We start from the raw sequence: 16,371 nt of genomic DNA, 5'->3' as shown, positions 1-16,371 counted from the left end.
GGCGGCCCCCGGCGCCCGCTGCACGCCCACACCCCGAGCGGCGCCCGCCGCCAGCATCCGGGCCGACGCCGGCGGGTCCAGCTCGACCGCGCCCGCCGGTGCCAGCAACGCGGCGGGCAACGCGAGCCGGGCGACCAGGCCGTCCTGGCCGCCGTCCAGCCGCACCCGCACACCGAGCCGGGCGGCCAGGTGGCTCACCACGAACAGGCCCATCCGCTCGACCGTCGCGACATCCGCGGCCGGCGGGCTGGCCAGCACCTCGTTCGCCTCGGCCAGCGCCGACGGGCTCATGCCGAGGCCACGGTCCACGATCTCGATCAGCGCGCCCGCGGACTCCACCCGGGCGGTCACCACCACGACGGTGTCCGGGCGGGAGAACGCGGTGGCGTTCTCCAACAGCTCGGCCAGCATGTGCACCAGCTCACCGACGGCGTGCCCGACCACCGACACGTCCCCCACCGACTCGAGGCGCACCCGCTGGTACTGCTCGATCTCGGCGGCGGCGGCCAGCAGCACCGGGCCGAGGCCGACCGGGCGGTTCCACCGCCGGGTGGACTCGGTGCCGGCCAGCACCAGCAGGCTCTCGTCGTTGCGCCGCATCCGGGCGGCCAGGTGGTCGAGCTTGAACAGGTTCTCCAGCTGGTCCGGGTCGCTCTCCTCGCGCTCCAGGTCGTCGAGCAGCTCCAACTGGCGCTCCACCAGCACCTGGCTGCGCCGGGCCAGGTTGACGAACATCGCGTTGACGTTGCGCCGCGTCGTCGCCTGCTCGACGGCGACCGTGACCGCGCTGCGGTGCACGGCGACGAACGCCTCGGCCAGCTCACCGATTTCGTCGAGCGAGCGGACCACCGCCGGCGCGACCTCGATGCCGGGCACCCCGCCGGTGACCGTCCGCAGCCGGTCCAGCGCGTCGGGCAGCTCGACCTGCGCGATCCGCAGCGCCTGGCTGCGCAGCAACCGCATCGACCGGGCGACCGACCGCCCGACCAGCAGCGAGATCAGCAGGGCGACCAGCAGCACCGCGACGACCCCGCCGACCACCAGCAGGGTGGTCCGCAGCTGACTGCTGCTCGCGTCGTCGGCCTGCCGGACGGCGTCGTCCAGCACCCCCGCCTCGATCTGGCGCAGCAGCTCCTGACGCTGCTGGCTGGCCGCCCACCACTGCTCCGACGGCAGCACCTCGGGCGCCGCGCCGCCGGCCGGCAGGCTGCGCTCCTCCAGTTGCGTGGCGACCAGGAACATCGGGTCCACCGAGGTCTCGTCGTACCGGCGGATCTGGTCGGTGGTGGCGGCCACCCGGAACGCTCCCAGCGCGGTCAGCTGCTGGGCGCGCAGGTCGGTGAGCAGCACCCGGTCCTCCGTGCCGTAGCGACCGGCGCGGGCGGCCGCGTAGAGCTGGGCCCGGACCCGGGAGGACAGCTCCTTGACCCGGGCCAGCTGGACGTAGCGCAGCACGGCGTCGCTGAGCGCCGGCCGTTCCTGGCCCGGCGCCGGTTCGGCGAGCAGGTCGAGCAGCGTGTCGACGGCCCGGTGGTAGTTGCTCAGAATGGTGTCGTTGCTCAGCACCGCCGGAGGGATCGCCGGCCGGACGTCGACCACCTGGTCGTACGCCTCCAGCGCCTCGGAGAAGGCGACCCGCCAGGACGCGTCCGCGTCGGCCAGCGGCTCGGCCGCCCGGCGCAGGTCCACGATGGCCCGGTCGGTCGCCGACTGCAACGGCTTCAGCGCGGTGGACGCGGCCTCCCGGTCACCGCCGTGGCGCAGCTGGCCCAGCTCACCGGCCGACCGGTCCCGCTCCTGCTGGAGCTGGTGCACCGCCGCGGTGATCTGCCGGCCGATGCCGACCTGTCGGGCGAAGTCGTTCAGCGCCGTGGTCCGCCCCACCAGCGTGCTGGTCTGCACACCGGCGAGCACCAGGAACGCCACCGACGGCACCACCAGCACGGTGGCCAGCTTGGTGCTCATGCGCCAGTCCCGCAGCCGGAACGGCGAGCGACGCCGGTGCGGAACGACCCGGACGTCGAAGCGACGCCGGCGGTGGTTCGACACCGCGCCGTTCACCGGGTCCGGACCTACCGCCACCGTGCCTCCTCCGTCCTGCCGCGTCCACCGCGGTCCGGGGAGCGCAGTCCATCCAACCAGGCTCGGGAGCGCTGTCAACGGCCCGGACGGGGAGGAAGTTCAGGAAGGATACTGCGGGTGGGACGGTCATGTCGTGGTCGGTGAAGCCAGCTCGTCCGTCCGGCCGATGTCGGCCAGCTCCACCGCGTCACCGAAGCGGCCCAGCGCCACCAACGCGGCGCCGGTGGCGCCGATCTCCGGGTTGCGTTGATGCGACACCGGCCGCGGCGCGAGCGCGGCGGCGAACGCCTGCCGCCACCACACGGAGGCGGCCACCGCGCCGCCGCCCAGCACCACCTCGACCGGTTCGTCGATCGTGGACTCCAGCAGCGCCAGGTCCTCGGCGACCAGCTCGCACAGCCCCTGCATCAGGCCGGCGAGGATGTCCACGGCGGTGGTGCTGAAGCTGAGCCCGCGCACCTCGCCGGTGCCCGCCGGGGCCAGTCCCGGAGCCCGGTCGCCGCCGAAGCGGGGGTCCGCCGGCCGCCCACCGCCCGCCGGCACCAGCGCCAGCGCCGCGTCCAGCTCGGCGCCCCGGGGCAGCCGCAGCTCCCGATCGGCCCAGGCGAACAGGCTGCCGCCGCTGGAGTACGCCGCTCCCGTCACGACGTGGTCGTGGTCCACCCGGTAGCGCCACAGCCGCTCGGGCAGCCGGGGCAGCGGCTGGTTGGCCGGGATCCGCTGCATCAGCCGTACGGCGGCGGAGGTGCCGACGGTGACGGCGGCCCGGCTCGGGTCGACGCAGCCCGAGCCGACGTTCGAGGCCGCGCCGTCACCCACCGGCGGCGACCACCGGGCGTTGGCGAGCTGCGGCCAGCGGCGGGCGTGTTCAGCCCGGAGCCGGCCGTGCCAGGTCAGCTCGCCCAGGGGCGGCAGCTCCTCCGGTCGCGCGCCGGCCAGCTCCAGCGCCTCTGCGTCCCAGCGCAGGGTGCCCAGGTCCAGCAGGCCGGTGCCGGAGGCCTGGGAGACCGACATCGGCGCCGTGTCGAGCAGCTCGCCGAGCACGTACTCGGGCAGGCCGACGAACCGGGTGATCGGGGTGCCGGACCGTTCACGCAGCCAGGGCAGCCGGATCGACCAGTAGGACCGGTGCCACCAGCAGCCGGTGCGTTGGTGGAAGTCGTTCGGGTCGGCGGGGCCGGGTGCCCCGTCGAGCGGTGCGGGCCGGGTGTCCAGCCAGGTGACCACCGGGCCCAGCGGGGCGCCGCTGCCGTCCATGGGAAGCACCGAGTGCCACTGCGCGGAGATCGCCACCAGCTCGACGTCACGCAGGTGCCCCGCCGCGGCCAGCTCGTCGAGGCACTCCATGAGGCAGGCGAGGTAGTCGGGACCGGACAGCGTGCCGGTGCCGTCGTCGCCGAGGGCGAGGGTGATCTTCCGACGGGCCAGGGCGCCGGGCATCGGCTGGGTGTCCTCGTCGAGCACCAGCCCGCGTACCGAGGAGGTGCCCAGGTCGAGCGCGAGAATGTTCATCGCCGGTCAAGTTACCCGGTGGCGACCGTGCCGGAACGCTGGTCGGGCAGCGCGCGTCGGTACGCCCGAACGGGTACCCGGCGGGGCGGCCGACGCGTAGGGTGGAACCCATGCTCGCGCATCCGACCTGCTGGTGGCCCGCCGACCTGGCGGCCACCCTCCGCGCGTAGCTCCATCCACGCGGCCGCCATCGAGGCGGCCGCCGGATCTCCCGGCCCCGATGGCCGCCCCACCGGCGGCGCCCGGCCCGACGGAGACTCCAATGACCCACCTGACCGACCTGCTCGCCGCCGTCGCCCGCGGCGTCGACCCGGGCCCCTTCGCGCTGCTGCGCCGCGACGGCGCCGACGACCTGGAGCTGTTCACCGGCCCGGTCGACACCGTCGACCGGTTGGCGGACATCCCGCTGCCACCGGGTGCGCCCGGAGCGCGGACGCTGGCCGTGGTGCCCTACCGGCAGATCGCCGAACGCGGCTTCGCCTGCGTCGATGACGGCGCCCCGCTGGAATGCCTCCAGATCCGCGCGCACCACCGGATCCCCCTGGCCGACGCGCTGGCCGCGCTGCCCGACGAGCCGGTACGCACCGACGACGCCGCGTTCGACGTCACCGACGAGGAGTACGCCCGGACGGTGCAGCGGGTGCTCGCGGAGGAGATCGGCCGCGGCGAAGGTGCCAACTTCGTCATCCACCGCACCCTGCACGCCACCGTGCAGGGCCCGCCGCTGGCCGCCGCGCTGGCCGCGCTGCGCCGGCTGCTGGTCGCCGAGCGCGGCGCGTACTGGACGTTCGTGGTGCACACCGGCACCCGGACCCTGGTCGGCGCCAGCCCGGAGCGGCACGTCAGCGTCGACGACGGGCTGGTGATGATGAACCCGATCAGCGGCACCTTCCGGCCCACCGGCGGCGCGCCGGACCGGGCGGCGCTGCTGCGCTTCCTCGCCGACCCCAAGGAGGTCGAGGAGCTGTACATGGTGCTCGACGAGGAGCTGAAGATGATGGCCACCGTCGCCGAGCACGGCGGCCAGGTGATCGGCCCGTACCTCAAGGAGATGTCCCACCTGGCGCACACCGAGTACCTGCTCGCCGGGCGCAGCACCCGCGACGTGCGCGACGTGCTGCGGGAGACGATGTTCGCGCCCACCGTGACCGGCAGTCCGATGGAGAACGCCTGCCGGGTCATCGCCCGCCACGAGCGCGTCGGCCGCGGCTACTACGCCGGCGTGCTGGCCCTGCTCGGGCAGGACGACGCGGGCCGGCAGACGCTGGACGCCCCCATCCTGATCCGTACCGCCGAGATCTCCCCCACCGGCCGGCTGCGCGTGCCGGTGGGCGCCACCCTCGTCCGGCACTCGACGGCGGCCGGCGAGGTCGCCGAGACGCACGCCAAGGCTGCCGGGGTGCTGGCCGCGCTCGGTCTCGGCCCGGCGGCGCCCGCCGGCGGCCGCGGGCCGGTCGCGCGGCTGGCCGACGACTTGGCGGTACGCGACGCGCTCGCCGCGCGTAACGCGCCGCTGGCACGGTTCTGGCTCGACCAGCGGGCGCCGGACGCGCCGGGGCTTCCCGGGCTGGCCGGACGCCGGGCGCTGATCGTGGACGCCGAGGACACCTTCACCGGGATGCTGGCCCACCAGCTGGACGCGTTGGGTCTCGCGGTCACGCTGCGGCCGTGGCACGCCACCGGCCCGGTCGACACCTACGACCTGGTGGTGGCCGGGCCGGGGCCGGGCGACCCGGGCAGCCCGGACGAGCCGAAGATGGTGGCGCTGCGGGAACTGCTGGCGGGGCTGTTGGCGAGCCGCCGGCCGACCCTCGCGGTCTGCCTCGGCCACCAGGTGCTGGCCGGGCTGCTGGGGCTGCCGCTGCACCGTCGGGACGCCCCCTACCAGGGGCTGCAACGGGAGGTGCGGCTGTTCGGCCGGGCCCGCCGGGTCGGCTTCTACTCGACGTTCACCGCCCGTGCCGAGGCGGACCGGCTGGACACCGCGTACGGGCCGGTGGAGTTGGCTCGCGACGTCCGCGACGGCGCCGTGCACGCCCTGCGTGGGCGCGCCTTCGCCGGGGTGCAGTTCCACCCGGAGTCGGTGCTCAGCCCGGACGGGCTCGCCGTGATGACCGAGCTGCTGGGCGACCTGCTGCCGGCGGCGCACCCGGACGAGCTGTCCGCTGCGGGCGGACGGGCATAGTCGCCGCGCCCGAGGGTACGGCTGGATCGACCGGTGGTCGGACGGGACCGAGAGCCCCCGTCCGGCCACCGGTCCCGGTACGGATCAGCCCGCGAGGCCCATCTTCAGCGCGGCGCCGATCTGCACGGCCCGGCGGGCGGTGAGCGCGGCGGCGCCGAGCGCCACGCTGTCCGGGGCGATCTCCCCGTTGTTGCTGGTGTGCGAGGCGCCGTACGGGTTGCCGGCGATGAACTGACTCGTGTCGGTGTAACCGGGGGCGACCACGATCCCACCCCAGTGGTAGAAGACGTTGAAGAGCGAGGTCAGCGTGGTCTCGTGACCGCCGTGCAACGTCCCCGTCGAGGTGAAGGCGGAGTAGACCTTGTTGGCCAGCGCCCCCTGGCCCCAGAGGGGACCGGTGGTGTCGATGAACTGCTTCAGCTGTGCGGCGATCATGCCGTACCGGGTGGGCGCGCCGAGGATCGCCACGTCGGCCCAGGCCAGGTCGTCGACCATCGCCTCCGGCACGTCCTGCGTCTCCAGCTGGTGCGCCTGCCAACCGGAGTTCGAGCGGATCGCCTCGTCCGGCGCCAGCTCGCGCACCTTGCGCAGGCGCACGTCGGCGCCGGCATCCCCGGCGGCCTCGCACACGGCCTGCGCCATCTGGTACGTGGTGCCGGTGGCGCTGTAGTAGATCACCGCTACCTTGGTCTGGGCAGCCATCAGATGTTCCCCTTCTCGTCTGAGTCAGCTCCGGCGACTACCCCGTGCCCGCGGCGTCAAACGACAGCCCACGCCGCGCCGCCCGCGCCAGCGGGCCGGCCGCGGGCTCAAGTTTTCCGCAAGTTCACGGGCGTCGCGGTTACCCGGCCGCCACCGAGCGCGATCCTGATGTCACCGGCGCCGGCGGGACGTCATCCGCCGCCCGCGCCGGGCGCCTGAACGGGGGATCGCGCTCCGCCGGCAACGAGGCTGGCGTAGCGCGGTCAGGGGTCCGTCCACCGGGGCACCGCCCCGCTCAGCGGACCAGCGCCGCCATCAGCCGCTCCAGCTCCGCCGCCGGGTCGGCGGTGAGACCGGTGTGCACCGGCCCGGTCTGGATCATCGTGCTGCGCGGCGCGGCCAGCCAGTGGAACCGCTCGCCGAGCCGCATCCGGGTCGCCGGCCCGTCACCGGCGCAGGTCCGGTCCCAGGACGCCAGCACCGCGGCCACGGCCGGCAGGTCGACGTCGGGCGCCAGCGCGCGGACCCGGTCGGCGTCCAGGTGCGTCCGCGCGGCCAGGAAGTCGCGCTGCTGGCAGTAGAGCAGCACCCCGACATTGATCTGCTCGCCGCGCTCGATGCGCGGCACCAGCCGGATGACGGCGTACTCGAAGGGCTGCCTCATGCCGCGCTCCCCTGCGGCAGCCAGTCGGCGGTGCGGGCGACCCGGGCCGACAGGTGCCCCAGGTACGCCTCCCGGGCCGCGTCGGCCGAGTCGAAGTCGGCGGCGGTCAGCCACCCGTCGGGCACCAGCGCCAGCACCTCGGTGAGCAGCTCCGGGGTGACGCGTGGCGCGAGCTCGGCGTCGGCCTCGGCCAGCCGGGAGGCGTACGGGGCCAGGACGTGGTCCTCGCCCCGGTAGGCCCGGTGCACGGCCCTGGCCGCCCGGGGCCAGTTGTGGTGGAAGTACAGCGAGGCGCCGTGGTCGATGAGCCACAGCTCCCGGTGCCAGACCAGCAGGTTGGGGTTGCGCCAGCTCCGGTCCACGTTCTCCACGAACGCGTCGAACCAGAGCACCCGTGAGGCCAGTACCGGGTCGACGGGGTGCGCGACCGGGTCGAAGCCCAGCGCCCCCGGCAGGAAGTCCATGCCCAGGTTGGCGCCGCCGCTGTTGCGCAGCAGCTCCTGCACCTCCTGGTCGGGCTCGGCACGCCCGATCACCGGGTCGATGTCGAGCACCACCAGCGGCGGCACCCGCAGCTCCAGCCGGCGGGCCAGCTCACCGCAGATCACCTCGGCGACCAGCGCCTTGGGCCCCTGCCCGGCGCCCCGGAACTTCGCCACGTACGTGCCGAGGTCGTCGGCCTCCACCACGCCGGGCAGCGAGCCGCCCTCGCGCAGCGGGGTGACGTAGCGGATAGCGGTGACCTGGCGGAGCACGTCGCCCACCCTACTGTGATCTCCGGCCGCGCCCCGCAGGACGTGTCCCGGCGAGGCCGTCCCACGGTCGGCGGAGCGCGGCCGGTGGTGGGTCAGTCGAGCCTGTCGCGCAAGTTGTCGACCTGCTGCTGGAGGCGGTCCACGGCGCCCTCGTTGTTGAGGAAGGTGCTGATACCCGCGGCCAGGCCCAGGCCGATCAGGACGGCCAGGATGCTCAGCACCAGTCCGCCGATCGCCACGCCCCGGCCGGTCACGCCCGGACGCCGGCTCATCTTCAGCCCGACGATGCCGAGGATGATCCCGATGATGCCGAGCACCAGCCCGAGCCAGGCCAGGATCGCGGTCAACACGCTGATCAGACCAGACACCCCGAAGACCAGGGCGAAGGTGGCGGCCGCGCTGGTCTTGGCGTTGGTGCCCGCCCGGTGGGTCTGTGACCCGGCGGTCACGCCGGAGCCCCGGGCCGGTTCGCTTGCGGCAGTCATGACACTCCCTTCCGCACGCGCGGCGCGCGCACTTCCGGACGGCCGGCTTCCCACTACGCGGGCGGTTATGCCCCCGATCGGCGGTGGCAGGTCGGGGTTTCGCCCGGAGGAGGCGTCGGTGGGTGGCCCTAGGCTGGCGGCCGGCAACCGGAAGGGGGCGGCCCATGCCTGTCGAGTTCACCGCGGCCGAGGCGCTGGCGCTGCGGATGACCAGCCTGCTGCTGCGCCCGCACCCGACCGCCCGACCCGGAACGGTCGCCGAGGTGGTCGAGTGGTTCGGCGCGATGCAGGCGCAGGACCTGGCCAGCGGGCTGTGGTCGCTGGGCGCCCGGCTGCCCGGGCGGACCGTGGCCGACGTGCAGGCGGCGCTGGAACGGCGGGAGGCGCTGCGGACCTGGCCGATGCGGGGCACCGTGCACCTCGTCCCACCCGCCGACGCGCGCTGGATGCTGGAGCTGACCGGCGTCCGCTCGCTGGCCGGCGCGGCGACCCGCCGGGCGCAGCTCGGGCTCACCGACACCGACGCGGACCGCGCCGTGGACGTGCTCGGCGCCGCGCTGGCCGGCGGCGGGCGGCTCACCCGGGCGCAGTGCCTGGCCGCGCTGCGCGCCGCCGGCCTCGGCACCGACGGCCAGCGCGGCTACCACCTGCTCTGGTACGCGAGCGTGCGCGGGGTGACCTGCCTGGCACCGAACGTCGGCACCGAACAGACCTTCGCGCTGCTCGACGAGTGGGCCCCCGGGCCGCGCCGGCTGGACCGGGACGAGGCGCTGGCCCTGCTCGCCCACCGCTACGTGCGCGGGCACGGGCCGGTCACCGCCCGCGAGTTCGCCGGCTGGACCGGTCTCACCCTCACCGACGCGCGGCGCGGGCTGGCCGCGGCCGGCGACGCGCTGAGCGCGGTGGGGGTCGACGGCGAGCCGATGCACGTCGACGCGGCGCTGCTCGACGCGCCGCGCACGCCGGTGGACGACGTGCTGGTGCTGCCCGGCTTCGACGAGTACCTGCTCGGCTACCGTGACCGCACGCTGATGCTCGACCCGGCGCACCAGGCGGCCGTCGTGCCCGGCAACAACGGCATCTTCCAGGCCACCGTGGTCCGGGCGGGCCGGGTGGTGGGCGTGTGGAAGCGCCGGGCCGGCCGGGCGGCCGTCACGGTGACCATCCAGCCCCTGGCGCCGCTGGGTGCCACCGAACGGGCCCGCGTGGAGCGGGCCCTGAGCCGGTACGCCGACTACCTCGGGCTGCCGCCGCGGTTCGAATGGCCGGCCTGACCGGCACGCGCCAACGGGGTCAGTCGTCGGCCGGGCGGTTCGACGGCGCATCGGCCGTGCGCGGGCGGGCCTCGCTGAGCAGGTGGACGATCCGGGCCACCCGGGGGTCCTCGCGGATCTGCGCCACGGTGGCCGGCAGCGGCAGCCGCCAGTTCGGATACTCGTCGACGGTGCCCGGCATGTTGGGCTGGCGCACCTCGCCCAGCACGTCGTAGAGGGAGACGCCGAGCAGCCGCGTCGGGCTCGCCGCCAGCGCGGCGTGCATGGCCACCACCACCTCGCCGTCCTCCGGCCGGGCCGGCTCGCCGCCGGTCGCACCCGACCCCCGTGTCGCCGAGCCGCGCGAATCGGCGCCGTCCTCCGCGCCGGCCGCGTCGTTCGGGCCGTCCGCCTCGGGCAGCAGCGCCTCGTCCCGCAGCATCGCCAGCAGCCGCTCCCGGTCCGCGACGGCCCGGGCCCGCTCCACCGCCACGTCGGTGCCGAGCAGCTTCAGCTCGTCACGCACCCGGACGTGTTCGCCGGTCAGGAAGCCGGGCGCGGTCGGCAGGTCGTGGGTGGAGATCGTGGCCAGCGCGTTGCGCGGCCACCGGGCCGGCGGGATGAAGCCACCGTCGTCGTCCCGGGCGAACCACAGCACGGTCGAGCCGAGCATGTTGCGCCCGCGCAGCCCTCGGGTGACCGCCGGCTGGACGGTGCCCAGGTCCTCACCGACCACCACCGCTGTGGCGCGGTGCGCCTCCAGGGCGAGGATGCCGAGCATCGCCTCGGCGTCGTAGCGGACGTAGGTGCCCTCGGCGGCGCCCGCCCCCGGCGGCACCCACCACAACCGCCACAGCCCGGCCACGTGGTCGACCCGCAGGCCGCCGGCGTGCCGCAGGGTGCGCCGCAGCATGTCCCGGTAGGCCGCGTAGCCGGTCTCGGCGAGCCGGTCCGGCCGCCACGCGGCGAGGCCCCAGTCCTGCCCGAGCTGGTTGAAGTCGTCCGGTGGGGCGCCGACGCGCACGCCCTGGGCCAGCACGTCGGCGAGCTGCCAGCCGTCCGCGCCGCCCGGGTCGATGCCGACGGCGAGATCGTGCACCACGCCGACCGGCATCCCGGCCGCGCGGGCCGCCGCCGTCACGGCGTCGAGCTGCTCGTCGCAGAGGCGTTGCAGCCAGGCGTGGAACGCCACCCGGCCGGCGAGCTGCCGGCGCTGCTCGGCGACCGCCGGGGCGTCCGGGTGGTGCAGCTCCGCGGGCCAGGCCCGCCAGTCGTTGCCGTGCCGCTCGGCCAGCGCGCACCAGGTGGCGAACGTGGTCAGCGCCGGGTCCGCGTCCAGGTCCACCGGGTCGGCGTACGGGTGCAGCAGCTCCAGGGCGTGCCGCTTGGCGGTCCACACCTCGTCGTAGTCGATCAGGTCCCCGCGGTCGGGGCGCAGCGCGTCGACCACCGCCCGGGTCGCCGGGTCCGCCGCCCGGTACGCGGCGATGTCGCTGACCCGCAGGTAGAGCGGGTTGACGAAACGCCGGCTGGCCGGCGAGTACGGCGATGCGGCCACCGGGTGCGCCGGCCCGACCGCGTGCAGCGGGTTGAGGAGCACCAGCCCGGCGCCGGTGTCACCGGCCCAGCCGGTGAACTCGGCGAGGTCGCCGAGGTCTCCCATCCCCCAGGAGCGCTCGGAGGTGAGCGCGTAGAGCTGCAGCATCCAGCCCCAGGTGCGCGGGGGCACGGGCAGCCGGCGGGGCACCACCACCAGCGTCGCCTCCCGGTCGGCGCAGGCCAGCCGGTGCCAGCCCAGCGGCAGGTCCCCCGGAAGCTCGCCGTCGACCGCGCGGCGGCCACCGTCCTCCAGGGTCACCACGCCGGGGCCGGGCAGGGCCCGGCTGGTGCCGTGGGTGAGCACCACCGTCGGCGGCAGGGCGGCCCGGTCGACCGCGCGGGCGGCGGTGAGCGCGTCGGCGACGGCCGTCGGGCTCGTGGCATCCACGCCGAGCAGGCCGAGCACGCCGATGACCGTCTCCGGTGCGACCTCGACGCGGCGGTGCCGCCAGTCCTCGTACCAGGTGGACACGCCGTGCGCGTTGGCCAGCGCGGCCAGTCGTCGATTCATCCGTACCCCGCTTCGCGACGCGACCTGCGACCACCTTCCCACGGCCACGGGCCCGCCGCAGGACACGACGGGGCCGGCGGGCGGACCCGCCGGCCCCGGCACGGTGGACGCTCTCAGTCGGCGAGCGCGCCGGCCGCCCGACCCTCGTGCAGCGTGAGGTTGCGGCCGGTGCCCGGATCGAACAGGTGGATCTTCTCGAGGTTGAACCAGACCCGGCGCGACTGCCCCTCGGCCACTCCGGACTCGGCGGACAGCCGGGTAACCAGGTTGGCGCCGGCGCCGCCGAAGTCGGCCGCACCGGCGTCGGCGGCCAGCTCCTCCAGCTCGGCGGCGCTGGCCTTCTCCCCCTCGACGGTGAAGTAGACGTACTTGTCCGAGCCCATCGACTCGACGATCTCCACCGGCGCCTCGAACTCCAGGCCCCGGCGGCGGGTGTCCTCGTCGACCAGCTCGGCGTCCTCGAAGTGCTCGGGGCGGATGCCGAGGATCAGCTCGCGCGGCGCGTCGGCCGCCTCCAGCTCGCGCCGGACGCGGTCGCCGAGCGGCACGTCGCCCAGCGCGGTCCGCAGGCTGCCGTCCTGCACGGCCGCGTGCAGGAAGTTCATCGACGGTGAGCCGATGAAGCCGGCCACGAACAGGTTGCGCGGGTGGTCGTAGAGCTCCTGCGGCGGGCCGACCTGCTGCACCGCACCGCCGCGCATGATCACCACCCGGTCTCCGAGGGTCATCGCCTCGGTCTGGTCGTGGGTGACGTAGACGGTGGTGGTGCCGAGCTGCTTCTGCAGGCGGGACACCACGGTGCGCATCTGCACCCGCAGCTTGGCGTCCAGGTTGGACAGGGGCTCGTCCATGAGGAACGCCTTCGGCTGCCGGACGATCGCCCGACCCATCGCCACCCGCTGGCGCTGGCCGCCGGAGAGGTTCGCCGGCTTGCGGTCCAGCAGCGGGGTCAGCTCCAGCACCTTCGCCGCCTCGTCGACCTTCTGGTTGATGGTCTCCTTGTCCAGCTTCGCCAGCCGCAGCGGGAACGCCATGTTCTCCCGCACGGTCATGTTCGGGTACAGCGCGTACGACTGGAACACCATCGCGATGTCCCGGTCCCGGGGCGCCTTGTCGTTGACCCGCTGGCCGCCGATGCGCAGCTCGCCGGAGCTGATGTCCTCCAGCCCCGCGATCATGTTGAGGGTGGTGGACTTGCCGCAGCCCGAGGGGCCGACCAGGATGACGAACTCGCCGTCGGCGATCTCGAGGTCGACGTCCTGCACGGCGACGGTCCCGTCCGGGAACTTCTTGCTCACCTTGTCGAGCACGATGTCAGCCACTGCTACCACCTATCCCTTGACTGCGCCGGAGGTCAGACCGGACACGATGCGGCGCTGGAAGAAGAGAACGAACAGGATGATCGGAATGGTGATCACCACGGCGGCGGCGCAGATCGCCCCGGTGGGGTCCTCGAACTGCGACTCGCCGGTGAAGAACGACAGGGCGACCGGCACCGTGCGGGCGCGCTCGGTGGAGGTCAGCGTGATGGCGAACAGGAAGTCGTTCCAGCAGAAGATGAAGACCAGGATCGCCGTGGTGAACAGGCCGGGCGCGGCCAGCGGGGCGATGACCCGCCGGAACGCCTGACCCTGGGTGGCGCCGTCCATCTTCGCCGCCTTCTCCAGGTCCCACGGGATCTGCTTGAAGAACGCCGACAGCGTGTAGATCGCCAACGGAAGCGCGAAGGTGATGTACGGCAGGATCAACCCGGGCCACGTGTCGAAGAGGCCGAGCTGACGCTCGATCTCGAACAGCGGCGACACCAGCGACACCTGCGGGAACATCGCGATCAACAGGGAGACGCCGACGAGCAGCCGCTTGCCGGGGAAGTCCAGCCGGCTGATCGCGTACGCCGCCATCGCGCCGAGCACCACCGCGATCAGCGTGGCGATCAACGCGATGCCGATCGAGTTGACCAGCGCCCGGACGAACTGGTCGGTGTCGAAGATCGTCCGATAGTTGTCCAGCGTCCACTCCCGGGGGATGAACTTCCCGTCGGTGAGGGTGGCCGGCGTCTTGAACGACAGCGACGCGATCCACAGCACCGGGACGAGCGCGAAGACGACCACCAGGACGTCCAGGAGGCCCCAGCGAACCCTGGCTCGGGTGGTGGTTTCGGAACCGGTGGCCATGTCAGCGCCTCTCCCCGTCGTCGCTGCCGGGAGCAGCGGTGCCGAACAGCTTCACGAAGACGAAGGCGATGATCGCCACGGTAATGAAGATCAACACCGACATCGTCGACCCGATGCCGAGGTTCAGACCCCGGATCAGGTTGTTGTAGGCGAGCATCGACACCGACGAGGTCTCGTTGCCGCCGGCGGTGAGCACGAAGATGTTGTCGAAGACCCGGAACGCGTCCAGGGTGCGGAACAGCAGCGCCACCAGGATCGCCGGCTTCATCACCGGCAGCATGACCTTGGTGAACCGCTGCCAGGCGGTCGCGCCGTCGGTGGAGGCGGCCTTGAGCAGGTCCTCCGGGACCAGCGCGAGCCCGGCCATCAGCAGCAGCGCCATGAACGGGGTGGTCTTCCAGATCTCGGCGAGCATGATGATCGCCAGCGAGCTGGCTCGCTCGGTCAGCGGCGCGCCCTCGCTGAACAGGTTGGCCAGGTAGCCGGTGCCGGGCGTCCAGGCGTACCGCCAGGAGAACGCGGCGACGACGGTGACGATCCCGTACGGGATCAACGCCGAGGTCCGCACGATGCCCCGCCCGACCAGCGTGCGGTGCATGATCAGCGCCAGCCCCATGCCGAGCACCAGCTCCACGGCCACGGTGACCACCGTGATCAGCATGGTCACCCCGAACGCGGTCCACCAGAACTCGTTGCTGAGCACCGTGACGTAGTTCTCCAGCCCGATGAACTCACGCTGGTCGGGAAAGCGCAGGTCGAAGCGCTGCAGCGACAGCCAGACCGAGTAGATGATCGGGTACGCGGTCACCGCGACCATGACCAGCGCGGCGGGCGCGCAGAGCAGCCAGCCGAGCTTGCGTTCGGCCTTCTTGTTCTCGCTCAGCGGCGCCTTGCGACGACCGGCGCGCTGGGTGGGCACGGTGGCGTGCCGCCCGGTGGAGTGGGTGGTCTCCTCGGCGGTCACGTCCGCCCCGGTGGGCGTGGCTGGCAGGCTCACGGGAGGACCCCCTTCGACTGGAGGGCGTCGGCGATGGCCCCGCGCAACTCGTCCGCGGTCTGCTGCGGACGGATCGCCGACGGCGGCGACAGGATCGCCGACATCACGGTGGAGATGCTCTGGTAGGCCGGGGTCAGCGGGCGGGTCGCCGGCTCCTTCAGCTCCTCCAGGATGGTCTCCTTCATCGGGTACGCCTCGGCCATCTCCGGCTCGTCGTAGACCGCCTCGATCGTCGGCGGGACGCCGTCGTTGATGGCGGAGAACTTCTGGTGCTCGGCGTCGCGGATGCACCGGGCCGCCTCGAACGACAGCTCCGGGTGCTTCGAGTACGAGCTGACCGCCAGGTTCACGCCGCCGATGGTGACCTTGCTGGGGGTGTTGTCGTCGACGCCCGGGATCCGGGCCCAGCCGACCTGCTTGGCCAGCTCCGGGTTCGCCTCCTGCAGCGCGGGATAGACGAACGGCCAGTTCACCTGGAACGCGCCCGCGCCGGACTGGAACTCCAGCCGGACCGGATCCTCGGTGGCGTTGCTGAACGACGGCGAGGTCACGCCCGACGTGGCGAAGCGCTGCAACTGCTCCAGCGCCTTGACCGTGCCGGCGTCCATCACGGCCTGCGTGCCGTCGTCGTTGAGGATCTTTCCGCCGGCGCTCTCGGCCAGGGTGTTGTAGAGGACGACCAGACCCTCGTACTGGGCGCCCATGGTGAGCACCTGGTACGGCTTGCCCTGGTCCCTGAGCTGCTGGGCCGCGGAGATCATCTGGTCCCAGGTCGTCGGCGGCTGCGGCACCAGGTCCTTGCGGTACCAGAGCAGCTGGACGTTGGTGTTCTTCGGCGCGGCGTAGAGCTTGTCCTCGTAGCGGGCGGTCTCCAGCGGCCCGGCGAGGGTGCCCTGCTCGACCTCGGCCTTGTTCTCGCCGGTCCACTCGCGGATCCAGTCGGCGCTGGCGAACTCCTGGGTCCAGGTGACGTCCAGACCGAGCAGGTCCATCCCGCTGTCCTCGGCGGCGAGCCGACGCACCATCTGCACCCGCTGGTCGTCGGCCTGCCGGGGCAGCACCCGGTAGGTGATCTCGTACCGTCCCTGGGCCCGCGCGTTGCAGTCGTCGACGACCTTCTGCAGGTTCTGCTCGGGCGGGTAGTACAGGTTGATCGTCGGTGGGCCACCAGCGTCACCGGAACCGCAGGCGGCCATGGGCGCCACCAGCGTCAGCGCCGCGGCTGCCGCCACCGCGCGTGCCCGTGGTCGCCGTCGACGTCGGGCCTCGTCAGGGTCGCTCATCACCCCTCCCCTCTTGTCGGCCAGCAGCCGGGGGAAGGCACCGTGCCCCGGCGCACGGCGAGACGGCCGGGGCGCTGGGCCAGCGGCGCAACCACCTCGGGCGTTTCGTGGCCTTCACACTGCCCGACCTGGGAAGTCGCGAAACCTGACGCCGGGGGCCGCCGTCGGT

Annotated in this window: 13 protein-coding genes; 2 read left to right on the top strand and 11 right to left on the bottom strand. The window is 73.6% G+C overall.

What is annotated here, in order from left to right; genetic code table 11:
• Both DKT68_RS21575 and DKT68_RS21570 read right to left on the bottom strand, forming a co-directional pair.
• Window positions 1-2,082 (bottom strand): sensor histidine kinase (locus DKT68_RS21575; protein WP_236647019.1); only part of this gene is annotated, 2,082 nt, incomplete at its 3' end.
• Between the two features lie 126 nt (window positions 2,083-2,208).
• Window positions 2,209-3,594, bottom strand: a complete 1,386-nt coding sequence (locus DKT68_RS21570) for an FGGY family carbohydrate kinase (protein ID WP_109819217.1) — start codon at window positions 3,592-3,594, stop codon at window positions 2,209-2,211.
• A 262-nt stretch (window positions 3,595-3,856) separates the two neighbouring features.
• Between DKT68_RS21570 and DKT68_RS21565 the strand changes: the two genes are divergently transcribed.
• A complete protein-coding gene (locus DKT68_RS21565; protein WP_109819216.1) occupies window positions 3,857-5,779 on the top strand; it encodes a chorismate-binding protein in 1,923 nt (640 codons plus the stop codon).
• Between the two features lie 84 nt (window positions 5,780-5,863).
• Here DKT68_RS21565 and wrbA read toward each other — a convergent pair whose 3' ends face one another.
• From wrbA to DKT68_RS21545, 4 genes are all read right to left on the bottom strand, one after another.
• Window positions 5,864-6,481 (bottom strand): NAD(P)H:quinone oxidoreductase, encoded by a 618-nt coding sequence (gene wrbA, locus DKT68_RS21560; protein WP_109819215.1) that lies wholly within the window; start codon window positions 6,479-6,481, stop codon window positions 5,864-5,866.
• A gap of 295 nt (window positions 6,482-6,776) precedes the next feature.
• Window positions 6,777-7,145, bottom strand: coding sequence for a DUF3037 domain-containing protein (locus DKT68_RS21555; protein ID WP_109819214.1), 369 nt, complete (start codon window positions 7,143-7,145; stop codon window positions 6,777-6,779).
• The gene (locus DKT68_RS21550) at window positions 7,142-7,900 is read right to left on the bottom strand and encodes a HipA family kinase (protein WP_109819219.1); all 759 of its coding nucleotides are present in this window, start codon (window positions 7,898-7,900) and stop codon (window positions 7,142-7,144) included. The genes DKT68_RS21555 and DKT68_RS21550 overlap by 4 nt, the downstream gene beginning before the upstream one ends.
• A gap of 92 nt (window positions 7,901-7,992) precedes the next feature.
• Window positions 7,993-8,385 (bottom strand): hypothetical protein, encoded by a 393-nt coding sequence (locus DKT68_RS21545; protein ID WP_109819213.1) that lies wholly within the window; start codon window positions 8,383-8,385, stop codon window positions 7,993-7,995.
• 164 nt (window positions 8,386-8,549) lie between these two features.
• Here DKT68_RS21545 and DKT68_RS21540 point away from each other — a divergent pair, with 164 nt between their 5' ends.
• Window positions 8,550-9,659 carry a winged helix DNA-binding domain-containing protein gene (locus DKT68_RS21540; protein WP_109819212.1) on the top strand — a complete coding sequence of 370 codons (1,110 nt, stop codon included), beginning with the start codon at window positions 8,550-8,552 and terminating at the stop codon, window positions 9,657-9,659.
• 19 nt (window positions 9,660-9,678) lie between these two features.
• Here DKT68_RS21540 and malQ read toward each other — a convergent pair whose 3' ends face one another.
• From malQ to DKT68_RS21515, 5 genes are all read right to left on the bottom strand, one after another.
• Window positions 9,679-11,748 (bottom strand): 4-alpha-glucanotransferase, encoded by a 2,070-nt coding sequence (gene malQ, locus DKT68_RS21535; RefSeq protein WP_109819211.1) that lies wholly within the window; start codon window positions 11,746-11,748, stop codon window positions 9,679-9,681.
• A 113-nt stretch (window positions 11,749-11,861) separates the two neighbouring features.
• Window positions 11,862-13,070 carry an ABC transporter ATP-binding protein gene (locus DKT68_RS21530; RefSeq protein WP_109819210.1) on the bottom strand — a complete coding sequence of 403 codons (1,209 nt, stop codon included), beginning with the start codon at window positions 13,068-13,070 and terminating at the stop codon, window positions 11,862-11,864.
• 9 nt (window positions 13,071-13,079) lie between these two features.
• Window positions 13,080-13,922, bottom strand: coding sequence for a carbohydrate ABC transporter permease (locus DKT68_RS21525; protein WP_109819209.1), 843 nt, complete (start codon window positions 13,920-13,922; stop codon window positions 13,080-13,082).
• 1 nt (window position 13,923) lies between these two features.
• Window positions 13,924-14,919, bottom strand: coding sequence for a carbohydrate ABC transporter permease (locus DKT68_RS21520; RefSeq protein WP_109819208.1), 996 nt, complete (start codon window positions 14,917-14,919; stop codon window positions 13,924-13,926).
• Window positions 14,916-16,202 (bottom strand): ABC transporter substrate-binding protein, encoded by a 1,287-nt coding sequence (locus tag DKT68_RS21515; protein WP_109819207.1) that lies wholly within the window; start codon window positions 16,200-16,202, stop codon window positions 14,916-14,918. Before DKT68_RS21515 ends, DKT68_RS21520 begins: the two co-directional genes overlap by 4 nt.
• Window positions 16,203-16,371 lie beyond the last annotated feature (169 nt).

The organism is Micromonospora acroterricola, from assembly GCF_003172955.1.
Classification (GTDB): domain Bacteria; phylum Actinomycetota; class Actinomycetes; order Mycobacteriales; family Micromonosporaceae; genus Micromonospora; species Micromonospora acroterricola.
The sequence above is the reverse complement of the archived record's forward strand: the minus strand, read 5'-3'. Positions and strand labels throughout refer to the sequence as shown.